Raw genomic sequence first — 16,724 nt, 5'->3', positions numbered from 1 at the left:
AATGCAGCCCGGGACGCTCCGCGTACCTGTCGCAAGCAGGAACGCGGAGCGTCCCTTGAGGCATTCCCACGCAGAGCGTGGGAACGATCATGTCAGTAGTCAGGAATTCTCGATCAGGCTCTGCCGGCAATCGAGCAGCAGTTTCGCCCCGCCCAGATCACTGCTGCCGACTTCAAGACTGAAGCCATGCAAGCTGACAATCGCCGCGACAATCGACAATCCGAGGCCAAAGCCACCCTGCGGTTGTCCACCCTCGGCGCGATAGAAGCGCTGGAACACCGCCTCGCGCTCAGCCTCGGGAATTCCCGGTCCGGAATCGTGCACCTCAATCCGCGTCTGCCCACCCGCGTTCACCCCACGCAGCATCACTGTGCCGCCCGGTGGTGTGAACTTGATCGAGTTACTCAGCAGATTGGCCAAGGCCTCGAACAGCAACGCCCGATCACCATTGAGTGGCGGCAGGGTCTCCGGCATGTTCAGCTCGAAACGCAGCTCGCCTTCCTCGGCCAATGGCAAATAAAACTCGTGCAATTCTTCCAGCAATTGCACCGGATCGAGTTCGACAAAACCTGAACGGCGCTGGCGATCCTCAAGCTCGGAAATCCGCAACAACCCGCGAAACCGCGCCATCAGCGTGTCCGCTTCGGCGAGCACCAGATCCAGTTGCGCCGCTTCCTGCGAACCTTCACCAGCCTGCTGCTGCATGCGATACAACTGCGCGCGCAGGCGCGTCAGTGGCGTGCGCAGATCATGGGCGATGTTGTCGCAGACGCCTTTGACTTCATTCATCAAGCGCTCGATGCGCTCCAGCATCGCGTTGACGATGGCCGCGAGCATGTCCAGTTCATCGCGGCGATTGGACAGCGGCAGGCGCCGGGTCAGGTCGCCGGCAACAATCGCCTGAGCGCTGGCCTGAATCGCCCGGATGCGCCGCAACGGCCGACGCCGCAGTAAATGCCAACCGGCAATGCCCGGCAGAATCGTCAGCGACACGCCCCAGAACAACGCATGCAAAATGATCCGCGTGACGGCGAACAGCGAGCCGTTATCGCGCAGCAATACCAGCCAGCGCCCATCGCGGGTTTGCGTGGCCACCGCGTCGCAGCTGTCGTTGGGCAGGGTCGGGTCGTCGGAGTCGGCGCATTCGGCGAGCATGTGGATCTTGCCGTCCAGCGGCAGGCCTTCGGGGATCTGCTGCAACGCACCGCTGAGGTAAACGCCGTCGGCATCGAACAAGCCATAAGCGTCGATGCCGCGAATGTCGAAGGTCATGCTGGCGGCGAGGGCGTCTTCGAGTTGTTCGCCGCGAAAGTGCGAAAACAGGTGCTGACGTTGCATCAACGAGTGTTTGGCGAGGTTGTCGAGGTAGCCGGAGACCTCGTAATACATGACCCCCATGAGGATCGCACTCCAGGCCACGAACAGCGAACTGTACAGCGCCAGCAAGCGGCTGCTGGAGGAGCGCCAGCCGTCAGACGGGTTCGGCAATGACATAACCCGAGCCCCGTACCGTGCGGATCAGCGGCACATGGCCGGCGGCGTCGATCTTCTTGCGCAGACGGCCGATGTGCACGTCGATCAGGTTGGTGCCGGGGTCGAAGTGATAGCCCCAGACCTCTTCGAAAATCATCATCCGCGAAAGGATCTGGCCACTGTTGCGCATGAGGAATTCGAGCAGCTTGTATTCGGTCGGCAGCAGCGTCAGCACTTGTTCGGCGCGGCGCGCTTCATGGCTGATCAAATCAAGTTCGAGGTCGGCCACCTGCAACGTCGTTGCCTGAGTGGCGCCGCTGTTCTGCCGACGCAGCAACACTTCCACCCGCGCGGCCATTTCATCGGTGGCGAACGGTTTGGTCAGGTAATCATCGCCGCCGGCGCGCAAGCCGCGTACGCGTTCGTCGACATCGGAGAGGGCGCTGATCATCAGGATCGGCGTGGCCACGCCCATGGTACGCAGCGTGGTGACGATGGCCAGGCCATCGAGTTCGGACAGCATGCGGTCGAGGGTGATCAGGTCGTAGTTGCCGCTCACGGCGCGGTCGAGGCCTTCGCGGCCATTGTCGACCCAGTCTACTTCCAGCCCGTGGCTGCTCAGTTCGGCGACGATTTCCCGAGCGGTCACGGCGTCGTCTTCGATGGTCAAGATACGAGTCATAGGCAGGCCTGCTGATCGGTTCAAACGGAATGGCAGCATTTTGCCAAGAAATTGCGCTGGCGCTTTAAATTAACTTTCATGTTGACCTGTCACAAACGCAGATTTGGAGCGCTATTGATACTTGAGGCCAATGCATAAAACCCGCTGTTATCCGGCAATTATTGCAATTTGCAAGGTTTGCGTAAGTTCACTCTTTCTAACTGATTGAAATTAATAGATTTATCTAATTTCCGCGACTGGCACGGTCACTGCAATTCCTCTGCTGACGAGTTGTAACACCATTTTTCATGCCTGGAGCAGAACAACAATGAATAGATCCTCTGATGGGTTTTATCCTGCCGTTGAAGAGTCGAGCAGCGTTTCGGGCGTGTCCTGGGGCGCGATCTTCGCCGGTGCCGCGGCTGCCGCTGCACTGTCGATGATTTTGGTGTTGCTCGGTTTCGGTTTGGGTTTCTCTGCCGTTTCACCGTGGGCCGGAGAGGGCGTCAGCGCCAAGGGCCTGGGCATTTCCACGATAGTCTGGCTGGCGGCGACGCAAATCATCGCTTCCGGCATGGGTGGCTACATCGCCGGTCGCCTGCGGGTGAAGTGGGCGAACATGCACGGTGACGAAGTGTATTTCCGCGACACCGCGCACGGCTTCCTGGCCTGGTGCGTGGCTACATTGGTCACTGCAGTGCTGGTGGTCGGTTCGGTCAGCAGCGTGATCAGTGGTGGTGTGCAGGCCGGTGCCAGTGTGGCTGGCGGTGCTGCCAGCGCCATGACTCAAGCAGCCGGTTCTGCGGCGGCCAACACCGACAGCAACCAGTACGGCTACTACATCGACAGCCTGTTCCGCGATGACCGTCCGGCCTCCGTCAGCGATGACGCCGCTCATGGCGCTGTGGCACGGATCTTCGCGCAAAGCCTGGCCAACGGTCAGCTGAGTGCTGAAGACCGTACTTACCTCGCACAACTGGTCGCACAACGGACCAACCTGACTCAGGCCGATGCCGAACGTCGCGTTGACGAGATTTATGCGCGCACTCAGAAAGCCCTCGCCGACGCCAAAGTCAAAGCTCAACAAGCCGCCGACACCGCTGCGAAAGTCGCTGCCTGGACCTCGCTGTGGATGTTCATTTCGCTGTTGGCCGGTGCGTTCTTCGCCAGCCTCGCGGCTACTTACGGCGGTCGTCGTCGTGATGCCGTCGAGTACATAGAAGTCGACACCTACACCACGACCACTCCAGTCCGTTAAACAAGGAGCATCACCATGCGCTCATTACTGCTGTTTTTCCTCGGCGTGCCAATCCCGATCATCATCCTGATCGCCCTGTTCGTGCACTGATTGCTTGATTGAGGCGTATGCCTCGGCCGCTTCCACCCTCGGGTGGAAGCGGCTTTTTGCTTTCTGCGGGGGCAACGGCGAGAATCGCCGCCGGAAGTGGATTGGCCGCTTTTACCTCTCTTTAAGGATGAACACGTTGGACAAGAAGGAAATCAAACGCCAGTTGGTGGAAATGCTCGAAGCCGGGCGCTCGAAAACCGAAACGTTCAAAGCGTTGTCGGGCGGTGCGGTCAAAGATCGCGTGTTGGCGGCCTGGATCGGGGGGCGTCCGGATCCGGCCCTCAGAGCAAAACATTCACTCAAAGTCACCCTGCTGATCGTGTTGACCTGCATCCAGGCATTGATCGGCTCAGTCGTAGGCTTCTTCCTGTTCTATGACGCCAGCGCCGGTCTGGCACTGACCATGCTGCTGATCGCGGGCGGCATTCCGTTGTTGTTTGCATGGGGCTTCTACAAGAACGTGGCGGCGGCTTACACCGTTTACGTCATCCTGACCGTCAGTCAGGTTTCACGCATGTTCAAGGGTTATGAGGAAGATCCGCTGTCGACCGTGATTGCCGTCGGCATCACTCTGGCCATTGTGTTCTACGCCGCCTGGATCAAAACCCTGCTGTTCCCGGACCTGGGTTTCATTGGCGCGAAGAAGATCAAAGGGCAGTTCGTCTTCTCCAACTGATCGTTGGACAATCCAATCGTTTTCACTGGCCTGGATCAATATTTACTACGGCGAGATCGCCTAACGTAAATGATCCCGGCCTTTGCTGAGGTATGAACTACAGTGCTTCACGCGCACCTTGTTGCGCTGACGGAGTACCCGCGTCGACGCCCCCTCACAGCCACAATAAATGCGTCGACCCGGTGTAGTGCAGCAAGGAGCTGACACCACCTCAACCGAACTCTCACGGATGAACATAGCAATGCACTGCCAAGAAAGAACCTTCGATATTCAGCCGTTGGCGCAGGCGGATATGACCGTCCACATCAACGGTCAAGCGGTCACCGCCGCCATCGGCGAAACCGTCCTCAGCGTTATTCAATCACTCGGCGTTCGCCAGATTGCCCGCAACGATCACGACCAGATCACCGGCGCCTATTGCGGCATGGGCGTGTGCCAGTGCTGCCTGGTGAAAATCAATGGCCGGCACAAACGTCGTGCCTGTCAGACCGTGGTGCGTGACGGCATGCAGATTGAAACCCAGGTCAACCGCATCATCACGCAAGAGGTGATCGTATGAGCCAGCAACCGGTCATCGTCGGCGGCGGCCCGGCGGGGATGGCGGCGGCCATCGAACTGGCGCGCCACGGCGTGCGCTGCACCTTGCTCGAAGAAGCTTCACGCCTTGGCGGTGTGGTCTATCGCGGGCCGTTGCGTGATGGCGTGCAACTCGATTATCTCGGCCCGCGCTACTCTGAAGCACTGGGCAAACTGCACGGTGATTTTCAGGAACAGGCCGGGCTGATCGACGTGCGCCTCAACCATCGCGTGGTCGGCGCCGAAGGCACCCGCGCGCTGGTGGTGCTCGATGGCGACGAGCAGTTACACGAAATCGAGTACCCGCAATTGCTCCTGGCTGCCGGTTGCCATGAACGCAGCGTGCCGTTTCCCGGCTGGACCTTGCCGGGGGTGATCATGCTCGGCGGTCTGCAACTGCAAATCAAAAGCGGCGTGGTCAAGCCGCAAGGGCCGGTGATCATCGCCGGCACCGGGCCGTTGCTGCCGCTGGTGGCGACGCAGTTGCATGCGTCGGGCGTCAGCGTCGCGGGCGTGTATGAGGCGTGTGCGTTCGGCAAGATTGCCCGCGAAAGTCTGGCGCTGCTGAACAAGCCGCAATTGTTCCTCGACGGTTTGAGCATGCTCGCCTACCTGAAACTGCACGGTATCTCGATGAACTACGGTTGGGGCGTGGTCGAGGCGCATGGCGAGGGCGAGCTGAAAAGCGTCAGCGTCGCGCCTTACTCGGCCACGTGGGAACCGGACATGAGCCGCGTCGAGCGCTTCGAAGCCAAGACCCTCGCGGTCGGTTACGGTTTCATTCCGCGCACCCAACTGAGCCAGCAGATGGGCCTGGATCACGGCTTCAGTGACGACGGTTACCTGCGCGCCAACGCGAACGTCTGGCAGCAAAGCAACGAACCGCACGTGCATCTGGCCGGCGACATGGGCGGGATTCGCGGCGGTGAAGCAGCGATGCTCGCCGGCAAGATCGCCGCAACCTCGATTCTGCTGCAACGCGGCGTGCTCGAAGAGGAATTGGCGCGTGTGCGCCGCGACCGTTACTTGAGCAAACTCAAAGCCATCGTGCGCTTTCGCGCTGCCGTCGATCGTTACACCGAACGCGGCGTCGGCCAGACCGCATTGCCTGCCGCTGACACGGTGATTTGCCGTTGCGAGCACGCCACCCGCGCCGACATCGACCTGGCGCTGGAGCAAGGCGTGCAAGACATCGCCAGCCTGAAAATGCGCACCCGCGTGAGCATGGGCGATTGTCAGGGCCGGATGTGCGTCGGCTACTGCAGCGATCGCTTGCGTCAGGCGACCGGGCGCAAGGACGTCGGTTGGCTGCGCCCGCGATTCCCGATCGATCCGATTCCTTTTTCCGCGTTCCAGTCTGTCGGCACGGAGGCCGCTGCCCATGAGTAAGTTCTACGACGTGATCATTGCCGGCGGCGGCGTGATCGGGGCGTCCTGCGCCTATCAATTGTCCAAGCGCAAAAACCTCAAAGTGGCGCTGATCGATGCCAAGCGCCCTGGCAACGCTACCCGTGCTTCGGCCGGCGGTTTGTGGGCGATCGGTGAGTCGGTCGGCCTCGGCTGCGGGGTGATTTTCTTCCGCATGATGTCGGCCAACCGCAAGCGCGAAACCCAAGGCGCGGCGGTGGCGGTGGACGCGAGCACGCCGCACATTCTGCCGGAGTCTTTCTTCGATTTTGCCCTGCAGTCCAACGCGCTGTACCCGGCATTGCACCGAGAGCTGAAAGACAACCACGGGATGGATTTCAAGTTCGAAAAGACCGGGTTGAAATTCGTCATTTACGACGATGAAGACCGGCTCTACGCCGAGCACATCGTCGGCTGCATTCCGCACCTGGCCGATCAGGTGCGCTGGCTCGACCAAGCGGCGCTACGCGAGTCTGAACCGAGCGTCAGCCACGAAGCACGCGGGGCGCTGGAGTTTCTCTGCGACCATCAGGTCAGCCCGTTCCGCCTCGCCGATGCCTACATGGAAGGTGCACGGCAGAACGGCGTCGACATCTTCGTCAACACCAACGTCACCGGTGTGTTGCATCACGGCAGTCGCGTCACCGGTGTGCAAACGGCCGAGGAGGGCGTGTTCCACTGCAAGACGCTGATCAACGCCGGCGGTGCCTGGGCGGCGGACTTGAGCGAATGGGCCACGGGTATTCGCATCCCGGTGAAACCGGTGAAGGGCCAGATTCTGCTCACCGAGCGCATGCCGAAGATTCTCAACGGCTGCCTGACCACCAGCGACTGCTACGTGGCGCAGAAGGACAACGGCGAGATCCTGATTGGCAGCACCACCGAAGACAAAGGCTTCGACGTCACCACCACCTACCCGGAAATCGCCGGGCTGGTGCAGGGGGCGGTGCGCTGCCTGCCGGAACTCAAGGACGTCAATCTGAAACGCACCTGGGCGGGTTTGCGTCCGGGTTCGCCGGATGAGTTGCCGATTCTCGGGCCGATGCGCGGGGTGGAAGGGTATTTGAATGCCTGCGGCCACTTCCGTACCGGGATTCTGACCTCGGCGATTACCGGCGTGCTGCTGGACAAACTGGTCAACGATGAACCGCTGCCGTTGGATATCACGCCGTTTCTGGCGGACCGGTTTGAGGTGGCGCCGGTCAAGCAAGTGCTGGAACTGGAACTGGTCTGACCTTGGCAAGATGATCGTTCCCACGCTCCGCGTGGGAATGCCTCAAGGGACGCTCCGCGTTCCAGCTCGCGAATTGGAACGCAGAGCGTCCCGGGCTGTATTCCCACGCGGAGCGTGGGAACAATCGGGTGTGGCTCAGGTGTTGCGGGATTCTTCTTCCAGCTGGTCGGATTCGAACAACCGCGCCAGCTCCGCCCGGGCTTCCTGCGCGGTTTGCAGGACTTTGGCGGCGTCGTCGTAGACCGCGTGTTGCGCCTCCAGCACCTGTTCGTCGTGATGCTTGAAGCGCTTGATCCGCGCATCGGCCTGGGCCTGGGTCAAACCAAGTCCCACCAAGGTACGCCGGCTCATTTCCAGGCTCGAATAATAAGTCTCACGAATCGCCTCCGCGCCAACATCGACCAAGCGGTGCACGTGCTGACGGTTACGTGCCCGAGCGATGATCTTCATGTGCGGATACAGCTTGCGCACCACTTCGGCGGTCTTGATATTGGTCTCCGGATCATCCGTGGCAATCACGAAATATTCCGCCTCGCCGACCTTGGCGGCATTGAGGATTTCCGGGCGCATCGGGTCGCCGTAGAACACCGGCACACCACCAAAACTGCGCGACAGTTCGATGGTCTCCACCGAGGTGTCCAGCGCAACGAATTTGATGTTCTGCGCCCGCAGAATCCGCGCGACGATCTGGCCCATCCGGCCCATGCCGGCGATCACTACACGCGGCGTGTCAGTGTCGATCTCACGGTATTTTTCCGGCACTTCCACCGGCTGCACTTTCGGGCTGACCAGCCGCGCGCAGATCAGCAGCAACAACGGCGTGACCGCCATCGACAAGGTGATGGTCAGCACCAGCAGGTCATACAGGCGCGGCTCAAACAGGCCCTGATCGCGACCGATCTTGAACACCACAAAAGCGAACTCACCACCGGCCGCCAGCACGATGCCAAGGCGAATCGCACTGACCTTGTTCAAGCCACCGGCCAGGCGTCCGACGACGAACAGCAGCGGCAATTTCAGCCCGATCAACAGCAGCGTCAGCCCCAACACGGTGATCGGCGCACTGAGCAGCAAGCTGAGGTTGGCGCCCATGCCGACACTGATGAAAAACAGCCCGAGCAGCAGACCTTTGAACGGCTCGATCTGCGCTTCCAGCTCATGGCGATATTCCGAATCCGCCAACAGCAAACCGGCGAGAAACGCGCCCAGCGCCATCGACACACCGACCAGATCCATCAACCACGCCGTGCCGATCACCACCAGCAACGCCGTGGCCGTCGACACTTCCGGCAGACCGGTTTTCGCCACCACGCGGAACACCGGACGCAACAGATAACGCCCACCGACCACGACCACCGCGATACCGCCGAGCACCTGCAACGCATGGTTCAGGCTTTCCGCGTTACTGGTGTCGTGAGCACCACCCGCCAGCATCGGCACCAGTGCGATCAACGGGATCGCGGCGATGTCCTGGAACAACAGAATCGCAAACGCCAGTCGCCCATGGGGGCTGGTCAGCTCCTTGCGCTCAGCCAGACTTTGCAGACCGAATGCCGTCGAGGACAGCGCCAGACCAAGGCCGAGCACAATCGCACTGTTCAGCGGTTGGCCAAACACCGACAGCGCCAGCACGCCGATCACCGAAGCCGTCAGCAGCACCTGCGCCAGACCGACGCCGAACACCGATTTACGCATCACCCACAAACGTCGCGGCGACAGCTCAAGGCCGATGATGAACAACAGCAACACCACGCCCAGTTCGGAAATATGCGCGACGCTTTGCGGGTTGCCGATCAGACCTAAAACCGACGGGCCGATGATCACCCCGGCAAACAGATAACCGAGCACGGCGCCCAGTTGCAGACGTTTGGCCAAAGGCACGGTGAGCACGGCCGCGAACAGAAAGACGACAGCGGCTTGCAACAGATTGCCTTCATGGGGCATGGGGGGTTACTCCTGACAACGGTACGGCGGGGGTGACAAGGATAAGGGTTACCAAGACCTATAGGCCACTGGAGATCCAATGTGGGAGCGAGCTTGCTCGCGAAAGCGAAGTGTCAGTCAACAGGTTTGTCACTGGTAGATCGCATTCGCGAGCAAGCTCGCTCCCACAGGGGATTTTCATCGTTTCTATAATAATTGGCATCAATTGGTTACATTCATAACCTCTACGAATCAATCCCCCGAGTCCCGCCATGGCCATCAACTTCGACCTCAACGACCTGCAAGCCTTTCGCGCCGTGGTCGAGCAGGGCAGTTTTCGCAAGGCCGCCGACACCGTGCGCCTGTCGCAACCGGCGCTAAGCCGGCGCATCGAAAAGCTCGAAGACGCCCTCGGCGTGAAACTCTTCGAACGCACCACACGCAAGGTCAGCCTGACCCAGGCCGGGCGCGGATTCATGCCTAGTGTCGAGCGTTTGCTCGATGATCTCGACGTGGCTTTATTGGGCATCAGCGAAGTCGCATCGACCCGTTTGGGCCATGTCACCGTCGCCTGCGTGCCTTCGGCGGCGTACTACTTCATGCCCCGCGTGGTTGCGCGCTATCACCAGCAATTCCCACGGATCAAAGTCAAAGTGCTCGACTCCAGTGCGCACGATGTCTTGAGTGCGGTGGTCAACGGCGAGGCGGATTTCGGCTTGAGTTTCCTCGGCACGCAGGATGCCAAAGTCGAGTTCGAACCGCTTGTGCAGGAGTGCTACGTCGTCGCTTGTCGCCGCGATCACCCGCTGGCTGGGCGCAGCAGTGTGAGCTGGGACGAGTTCTATCAGCAGGATTACATCTCGCTCGACAAGACCTCCGGCAACCGCTTTCTGCTCGATCAGGCGTTGAGCAGCGTAGTGCCGCAGCGTTCGAGCATCTGCGAAACCCGTCATGTGACAACGATGATCGGTCTGGTGGAGGCGGGGTTGGGGGTGGCGGCGGTGCCGCTGATGGCGATGCCGGGGCCGGATCATCCGATCCTGACGCGGGTGCCGTTGACCGACCCGCAAGTGATGCGCAGTGTCGGCATCATCAAGCGCCGGGGTCGTACGCTGACCCCGGCGGCACTGGAACTGGAGCGGCTGGTGGTGGAAATGAAAGTCCAGCCGCCAATTGTCAGCGCTTGACCGAGTCCAGTCCGGTGGCCTGCACGTCAGCTTGTGCGGCCGGCGCGGCGAGGTAGGCGAGCAGGGCTTTGGCTTCTTCAGGATGCTGTGCGCCGACCGGAATCCCGGCGGCAAAACGCGTCACCGACTGTACCGATTCCGGAATCTTCGCCACGAAACTCACGCCCGGCACCGGCAGCAATTCGCTGACCTGCTGGAAGCCCAGTTGATAGTCGCCAGTGGCAACCACCGAGCCGACCGGGATTTTCGGGATCATTTTTGCCTTCGGCTTCAGCTGATCTTCGATCCCCAGTTTCTTGAACAACTGCTGCTCGATGTAGACGCCGCTGGCGCTGTCGGAGTAGGCCACTGACTGCGCGTCGAGCAGGGTTTTCTTCAGGCCGTCGACACTGCTGATGTCCGGTTTCGGCGCGCCTTCGCGCACCACCAGGCCGATCCGCGAATCGGCCAGCTCAACGCGCGAGGCCGGGTCGACTTTGCCTTGCTTGATCAGGTCATCGAGGGCATAGCCGACCATGATCACCACGTCGGCGTGTTCACCGCGGGCGAGGCGATTGGGGATCGCTTCGGGGGCTTTGCCCATCGACGGGCCGAGGCTGGTGGTCAGGGTGTTGCCGCTGGCGGCAGCGAATTTCGGCCCGAGAATCTTGTAGGCGGCAGTGAAGCCGCCGGAGGTCATCACGCTCAATTCTTCGGCCTGCGCCGCGAGGTTGAACGCGAGACCGGCGAGCAGGGCGGTGACAGTAAACAGTTTTTTCATGGCGAGTTTTCCTCAGGCCGCGACAGGTTGCAGACGACCACCGGCACGGCGGTACAGATAAAGAGTGGCGCACAAGGCACATAGCGCACCGATGCTCATCCAGTAACCCGGCGCGGCTTTGTCGCCGGTGTACTGAATCAGGAAGGTCGACATCGCCGGGGTGAAACCGCCGAAAATGGCGGTGGCCAGGCTGTAGGCGAGAGAGAAACCGGCAACGCGCACCTCAACTGGCATGATCTCGGTCAGCGCCGGAATCATTGCGCCGTTGTACAAGCCGTAGATAAACGACAGCCACAACAGCGACAGCAACATGTGGCTGAAGCTCGGCGCCTGCACCAGGTACGACAGCGCCGGATAGGTCGTGGCCAGGGCCAGCAGCGACATGGCGATCAGCACCGGACGACGGCCGATACGGTCGGACAACAGGCCGCCAATCGGCAACCAGAAGAAGTTCGACACACCGACCAGCAGCGTCACCAACAGTGCATCGGAGGTGCTCAGGTGCAGCACGGTTTTGCCGAAGGTCGGCGCGTACACGGTGATCAGGTAAAACGCGGTGGTGGTCAGCGCGACCATCAACATGCCGCCGAGTACCACGCCCCAGTTCTGGCCGAGGGTGCGGAACACTTCGCCCATGCTCGGGCGGTGTTTGCGTGCGGCGAACTCTTCGGTTTCCGCCAGGTTACGGCGCAGGAAAAAGATAAACGGCACGATCATGCAACCGACGAAAAACGGAATCCGCCAGCCCCAATCGGCAATCACATCCGGCGCCATCCACGCGTTCAGCGCATAGCCCAAAGCGGCGGCGACGATGATCGCCACTTGCTGACTGGCCGACTGCCAAGCGGTGAAGAAACCTTTGCGGCCCGGCGTGGCGATTTCGGCGAGATACACCGACACACCGCCCAATTCCGCCCCAGCCGAGAAGCCCTGCAGCAAGCGCCCGATCAACACCAGTGCCGGCGCAAATAGGCCGATGCTTTCGTAACCGGGCACCAGCACGATCAATATCGTGCCGCTGGCCATGATCGACAGGGTGACGATCAAACCTTTACGCCGACCGACATCATCGATGTATGCACCGAGCACGATGGCGCCCAGCGGACGCATCAAAAAGCCTGCGCCGAACACCGCAAAGGTCATCATCAGGGAGGCGAACTCACTGCTCGCCGGAAAGAACACCGCCGCGATCTGCGTGGCATAGAAGCCGAACAGGAAGAAGTCGAACTGTTCGAGGAAGTTGCCCGAGGTCACCCGGAAAATGGCGCCGGCCCGCGAGCCGTTGTGAGGGATTGAGGCTGTCATAGAAAAGTACTCCACCGCTTTTATGACGTGCGCGACGGGAGGGCGGCGCACGGTTTTTATTGAGGTGGATGGTGGCGCAGGTGTAACAGGATGTTAATTGCATTATTGGCATGGATTGATGTTCAGGGCGGATCAATGGTTTTTTGGGGTACAAATCCATTGCAGCGGTAACGGCTGCTTATGGTTTCGACTGACGGCGACGTCGCCGGTGAGAAAAGATCAAGGGCACTCGAGCTGGCGCTCATTGTAATGAGTGGTTAAAAGCGGGCGCATGGCTTTGGTTTGGTGAGGTGGCTACCCCTCACCCCAGCCCTCTCCCGAGGGAGAGGGAGCCGATTTCGGTTGGTTTTGAAACGTGCATTCGACTCGGTATCGCACATCGGCGCACTTCTGCCAAACACCTCGGTCAGTCCCCTCTCCCTCCGGGAGAGGGCTAGGGTGAGGGGCTCTTGATTTTGCTTTTGTTTACAGGACACCCAAACTCCAATGACCTCTAGCGCCCATCCCGGCAAAAAAAGGAATGATTCCCGAACCCGGCAGTCCGAGTTCAGGTAGCACACATCTCAGGAGGTTCACCGATGAACAGCAAAACCCTAATCGCCAGCCTGGCCCTCGTCGCCGGCATTGCCGGGATCAGCCCACTTGTTCAAGCGGCGCAAACCTCAAATGAACAGGCCGTTCAATCCCCGACCAGCGACCGCGAACTGAAGGTCAACGACCGCGCCCCGGATATTTATCAGCGCAGTGAAAAAGCCATCGACTGGAAAACCAAGGGCCTGAAAAAACCTGTTGAGCAGGCGCAGTGGGTACAGATCAATGACCAGTACGTCATGGTGATGATCACCAACGGGACGATTGTCGAGATGAAACCGGTCGAGCGTTAAGAGCGGATCTCAAAGCCCTGCGCCTGCACACGCGCGGGGCTTTCTCCACCCAACCGATACTGATTATTGCCACTGCGCTTGGCCTCATACATCGCCAGATCTGCGACGTGCAGCAAGCGATCCATGGCTGTCGCATGGTCCGGAAACACCGCCACGCCAAGGCTGGTGCCGATGTGGCGCTGGTCGTTGCCGATGCTGATCGGGGGCGACAGTTCGATGAAGATTTTCTGGCAAATGCTGCGCGCTTCGTCCTGCAAACTCAGGCTCGGCGCCAGGTCTTGCAGGATCACCACAAACTCATCGCCGCCAATGCGCGCGACCGTATCGGTGGCGCGCAGGATGCGTTTCAGCCGCGTGGCCGTGGTGATCAGCACGCGGTCGCCGGCGGCATGGCCGTGGCGATCGTTGATGGTTTTGAAACCGTTGAGGTCGATGAATACCAGTGCGACGCGGGTCTCGGTCTGCCGCGCGTGATCCAGCGCTTCCGACAAGCGTTGCTCCAGCACCAGGCGATTGGGCAGGCCGGTCAGCGGATCGAAGTGGGCGAGGTGTTGCAGGTAGCTGGCCGAGGCTTTTTCTTCGGTGATGTCGCGCACCACGCCCATCATTTTCACCACCGCATCGTGGTCGTTGTGCACCACGTTGCCGGTTTCCCGCAGCCAGCGAATCGTGCCGTCAGGCCACACCACGCGGTATTCCTCATCGTGATTTTCGCCGGTCTCCAGGCAACGCAGTTCGCCCTCGCGCACCTTGGTGCGGTCGTCCGGATGGACGCAGGAGCAGAACAGCGCATAGGACGGCGTAATCTCGCCGATCTTGAACCCGAACATGCCGTAAATCGCGTCCGACCAGTACAGCCGATCCGTGTCGACTTCCCAATCCCAAGTGCCGATGCGCGCAAAGTACTGGCTGCGTTTGAAACGCTCGACGTCGCCGTCCTGCTGAATGCGTTGGCCATCGGCGGCCCGCGTCAGCAAATCCCGGTACTGCGCAAGCTGCCTGCGCAAACCGCGTTCGCGCCACAGCAGCAGGGCGATGATGGCCAGCATGATCGCGCCGACGGCAAGGCTGATCCAGAACAGAGTCATTCGGGCGCTGCCAGCATGGCGGGTCGATCCGTGGAGTAATGGCGGTTGGCTATGTTAATGCTTCAATACTCGGTTCGGATACCATGTTGATCTGCGCTGGCAGGTTGCCAATCCCCGGCATTTCTGGGAAAACGGCGGCCGGCTGAACAATAGAGTGAATGTTATGAATGATGAACTGCAGGTAATCGATCTTCAGGCCGGCGAAGGCAAAACCGCCGTCAAAGGCGCACTGATCACCACCCAATACACCGGATGGCTGGAAGACGGCAGCGAGTTCGATTCTTCCTACAGCCGTGGCAAACCTTTTCAGTGCGTGATTGGCACCGGGCGGGTGATCAAGGGTTGGGATCAGGGCTTGATGGGCATGCAGGTGGGGGGCAAACGTAAATTGCTGGTGCCGGCGCATCTGGGGTATGGCGAACGGACGATGGGCAAGATCCCGCCGAATTCGAATCTGGTGTTTGAGATTGAGTTGTTGGAAGTGCTGACGCGGGAGGATTGAGGTGGGGGGCGTCGATTTGGATGAAGTCCGTTACTTCATCCAAATGCCGTCAGGGTGGATCAGGTGAATACGTCTATATCGTCAAGCGTGTCTTCGATGATTCCTTGCAGTGAAGGGTGCGTTTGCTTGGCTGATTCGAGTGCCGCAAAAACTGTTTCAGTATCCAGTTCGCCATGTCGGCGAGCGATGTGCCCGAGTGCAGTAGCCGCAGCGGCCACAATTGCTTCGGTTTTGCTGGCGAGCTGTTTCAGGCAGATGTCCTGAGCCCAGTTTCTATCGGTTTCATTCAGGCCAATGGATACGAGTGCGGTGATTACGTTTGCATCCGTGTCGCTGGAAAGTAGGCGAATGGCCTCGTCATGGCTAATAGATGGATCTTGATAGATGAGGCTCACTTTGCATCTCCCAGGATTCTGCCTTTGTTGTCTACTTTTTTAGCCTTGATCAGCGCATTTTTCATATCTTGGTGAAGTTTATCCCATGGCCTTACGTGGCCGTGATAGACATCTCCACCCGTGCGATCGAAGACGACTAGCTCATTTGTTTCTGGATCAATTCCGATTCTACGTGGTGATGTAGGTTTGACCTGAACCGAGTTTTCTAGCGCTTCCTGACCATTGGTTGGTCCTTTACTTTTTATGGGTGTATCTGTTTTTCCGTGGTAACTGGCTGCATCGAACTCAAGCGCCAAAACAATATAAAGGGGTTTAATTCCCGAGTTTGGAGGAAAAACAAGGATGAAATCTCGGTACTCAGGCGGGTAAACCGGATTAACGATGAGCTTGTCCGCTTGCTCAGTCGGCGGATAAATCCAGATCTGGGGAATTTGCGGTGCGCCTTCCAGCGGTGGAATTTCCGATGTACTGCTTGTGTCTACGGCGGGAGTCCAAATCAGTGTTGCCCCATTACCGAAATCTGCGACTTGCTGGGTGCCTTGCTTCACGAACCGTACGACAGGAATCATCTCCCAATCGCTGCGCGTCTGGGTGTTGTACCCATATCCTTTCAAGGTGCCGTCGGCTTGTTGTTTTAAACGCAATCGGACACGAGTGCGACCTTTCTCAAGCGATTTAAGTTGTTCTTCTGTGTATAGCGAGCTGTCGCCCAAACTCGAAGGCCAAAGCAGAGCAACCATGCCGAGCAATGCACCAGCGACAACACCTCCCGTCACTGCACTTGCACCACTCACTGCACTTGCGCCTGGGCTTGCAGTGGTAGTCGTAGCTAATAAAAGCGTTCCTGCCGCAGCGGGAAAATTACGGCCTCCTACTTTTTTCAGCGGGATGTTGCCAGCAGTGTCTCGTTCGCGGCCGCCCAACAAAGACAACTCTCCAAAATCAGCCAACTTCTCGACCGGAATAAATCCGGTACTACTGACATGGTTGATTACACCATCCGGAAGTTGGCAGCTTTTAGCGAACACGCAACCTTTTGCATCGGGCATGGGCTGTTGTGGCTGTTTGATTAGGCTATTTTCGTAAGCTTGCTGTCTGGCAAGCATGTCGTCATAGGCGGTTTGTCTAGCTTCCCGCTCTGCCAACTCGCTGTCGGTCATGTAGCGGCTAGTGATGTGGTGTCCGTCACCGGCCGGTGGATTTTGAACCCGAGGTCTGTCTGTCTTTCGCGCCATGAGCGTCCTTGTTCTATCGTCAGAAAACGATGCGGACGCTAAATGAATGGGCGTTTGATGGATGTAGGAC

The 16,724-nt window shown here is 59.4% G+C and carries 16 protein-coding genes; 8 read left to right on the top strand and 8 right to left on the bottom strand.

Features of this window, described 5'->3' with window-relative positions:
• Nucleotides 1–99: 99 nt before the first annotated feature.
• Nucleotides 100–1,494: a sensor histidine kinase gene (locus AC1DVF_RS26890; RefSeq protein ID WP_477783430.1), complete on the bottom strand. Its 1,395-nt coding sequence runs from the start codon at nucleotides 1,492–1,494 to the stop codon at nucleotides 100–102.
• On the bottom strand, nucleotides 1,472–2,155 hold the full coding sequence (locus AC1DVF_RS26885; protein WP_477783429.1) for a response regulator transcription factor: 684 nt from the start codon (nucleotides 2,153–2,155) through the stop codon (nucleotides 1,472–1,474). The genes AC1DVF_RS26890 and AC1DVF_RS26885 overlap by 23 nt, the downstream gene beginning before the upstream one ends.
• 307 nt (nucleotides 2,156–2,462) lie before the next feature.
• Here AC1DVF_RS26885 and AC1DVF_RS26880 point away from each other — a divergent pair, with 307 nt between their 5' ends.
• The 5 genes from AC1DVF_RS26880 to hcnC all read left to right on the top strand — a co-directional run bounded on the left by AC1DVF_RS26880 (nucleotide 2,463) and on the right by hcnC (nucleotide 7,375).
• Nucleotides 2,463–3,392: a hypothetical protein gene (locus AC1DVF_RS26880; RefSeq protein WP_460091364.1), complete on the top strand. Its 930-nt coding sequence runs from the start codon at nucleotides 2,463–2,465 to the stop codon at nucleotides 3,390–3,392.
• A gap of 226 nt (nucleotides 3,393–3,618) precedes the next feature.
• Complete coding sequence (locus AC1DVF_RS26875; RefSeq protein ID WP_186625297.1) at nucleotides 3,619–4,158, top strand: hypothetical protein; 540 nt, start codon at nucleotides 3,619–3,621, stop codon at nucleotides 4,156–4,158.
• Nucleotides 4,159–4,399: 241 nt separating this feature from the next.
• Nucleotides 4,400–4,717, top strand: a complete 318-nt coding sequence (hcnA, locus tag AC1DVF_RS26870; protein WP_116254981.1) for a cyanide-forming glycine dehydrogenase subunit HcnA — start codon at nucleotides 4,400–4,402, stop codon at nucleotides 4,715–4,717.
• Nucleotides 4,714–6,123, top strand: a complete 1,410-nt coding sequence (gene hcnB, locus AC1DVF_RS26865; RefSeq protein ID WP_186625299.1) for a cyanide-forming glycine dehydrogenase subunit HcnB — start codon at nucleotides 4,714–4,716, stop codon at nucleotides 6,121–6,123. Before hcnA ends, hcnB begins: the two co-directional genes overlap by 4 nt.
• Nucleotides 6,116–7,375 (top strand): cyanide-forming glycine dehydrogenase subunit HcnC, encoded by a 1,260-nt coding sequence (gene hcnC, locus AC1DVF_RS26860; RefSeq protein WP_093441061.1) that lies wholly within the window; start codon nucleotides 6,116–6,118, stop codon nucleotides 7,373–7,375. The genes hcnB and hcnC overlap by 8 nt, the downstream gene beginning before the upstream one ends.
• Before the next feature lie 135 nt (nucleotides 7,376–7,510).
• On the opposite strand, the gene AC1DVF_RS26855 is transcribed toward hcnC, so the two are convergent.
• Nucleotides 7,511–9,319, bottom strand: coding sequence for a monovalent cation:proton antiporter-2 (CPA2) family protein (locus AC1DVF_RS26855; protein WP_186625316.1), 1,809 nt, complete (start codon nucleotides 9,317–9,319; stop codon nucleotides 7,511–7,513).
• A gap of 251 nt (nucleotides 9,320–9,570) precedes the next feature.
• Between AC1DVF_RS26855 and AC1DVF_RS26850 the strand changes: the two genes are divergently transcribed.
• Nucleotides 9,571–10,485, top strand: a complete 915-nt coding sequence (locus AC1DVF_RS26850) for a LysR family transcriptional regulator (protein ID WP_150693967.1) — start codon at nucleotides 9,571–9,573, stop codon at nucleotides 10,483–10,485.
• Here AC1DVF_RS26850 and AC1DVF_RS26845 read toward each other — a convergent pair.
• Together AC1DVF_RS26845 and tcuC are read right to left on the bottom strand one after the other, a co-directional pair.
• On the bottom strand, nucleotides 10,475–11,245 hold the full coding sequence (locus AC1DVF_RS26845) for a substrate-binding domain-containing protein (protein ID WP_099756596.1): 771 nt from the start codon (nucleotides 11,243–11,245) through the stop codon (nucleotides 10,475–10,477). The genes AC1DVF_RS26850 and AC1DVF_RS26845 overlap by 11 nt on opposite strands.
• Before the next feature lie 12 nt (nucleotides 11,246–11,257).
• A complete protein-coding gene (gene tcuC / locus AC1DVF_RS26840) occupies nucleotides 11,258–12,550 on the bottom strand; it encodes an MFS transporter (RefSeq protein ID WP_108226972.1) in 1,293 nt (430 codons plus the stop codon).
• A gap of 578 nt (nucleotides 12,551–13,128) precedes the next feature.
• Between tcuC and AC1DVF_RS26835 the strand changes: the two genes are divergently transcribed.
• On the top strand, nucleotides 13,129–13,434 hold the full coding sequence (locus tag AC1DVF_RS26835; protein WP_242209642.1) for an RcnB family protein: 306 nt from the start codon (nucleotides 13,129–13,131) through the stop codon (nucleotides 13,432–13,434).
• Here the strand turns inward: AC1DVF_RS26835 and AC1DVF_RS26830 are convergent.
• On the bottom strand, nucleotides 13,431–14,522 hold the full coding sequence (locus AC1DVF_RS26830; RefSeq protein WP_477783428.1) for a diguanylate cyclase domain-containing protein: 1,092 nt from the start codon (nucleotides 14,520–14,522) through the stop codon (nucleotides 13,431–13,433). The two genes, AC1DVF_RS26835 and AC1DVF_RS26830, sit on opposite strands and share 4 nt — an antisense overlap.
• A gap of 163 nt (nucleotides 14,523–14,685) precedes the next feature.
• Here AC1DVF_RS26830 and AC1DVF_RS26825 point away from each other — a divergent pair, with 163 nt between their 5' ends.
• The gene (locus AC1DVF_RS26825) at nucleotides 14,686–15,024 is read left to right on the top strand and encodes an FKBP-type peptidyl-prolyl cis-trans isomerase (RefSeq protein WP_477783427.1); all 339 of its coding nucleotides are present in this window, start codon (nucleotides 14,686–14,688) and stop codon (nucleotides 15,022–15,024) included.
• A 59-nt stretch (nucleotides 15,025–15,083) separates the two neighbouring features.
• Here AC1DVF_RS26825 and AC1DVF_RS26820 read toward each other — a convergent pair whose 3' ends face one another.
• Both AC1DVF_RS26820 and AC1DVF_RS26815 read right to left on the bottom strand, forming a co-directional pair.
• Complete coding sequence (locus AC1DVF_RS26820) at nucleotides 15,084–15,419, bottom strand: hypothetical protein (RefSeq protein WP_099756593.1); 336 nt, start codon at nucleotides 15,417–15,419, stop codon at nucleotides 15,084–15,086.
• Complete coding sequence (locus AC1DVF_RS26815; protein WP_099756592.1) at nucleotides 15,416–16,654, bottom strand: S-type pyocin domain-containing protein; 1,239 nt, start codon at nucleotides 16,652–16,654, stop codon at nucleotides 15,416–15,418. The genes AC1DVF_RS26820 and AC1DVF_RS26815 overlap by 4 nt, the downstream gene beginning before the upstream one ends.
• Between the last annotated feature and the right edge of the window lie 70 nt (nucleotides 16,655–16,724).

The organism is Pseudomonas sp. P4_D7, assembly GCF_056401755.1.
The sequence above is the reverse complement of the archived record's forward strand: the minus strand, read 5'-3'. Positions and strand labels throughout refer to the sequence as shown.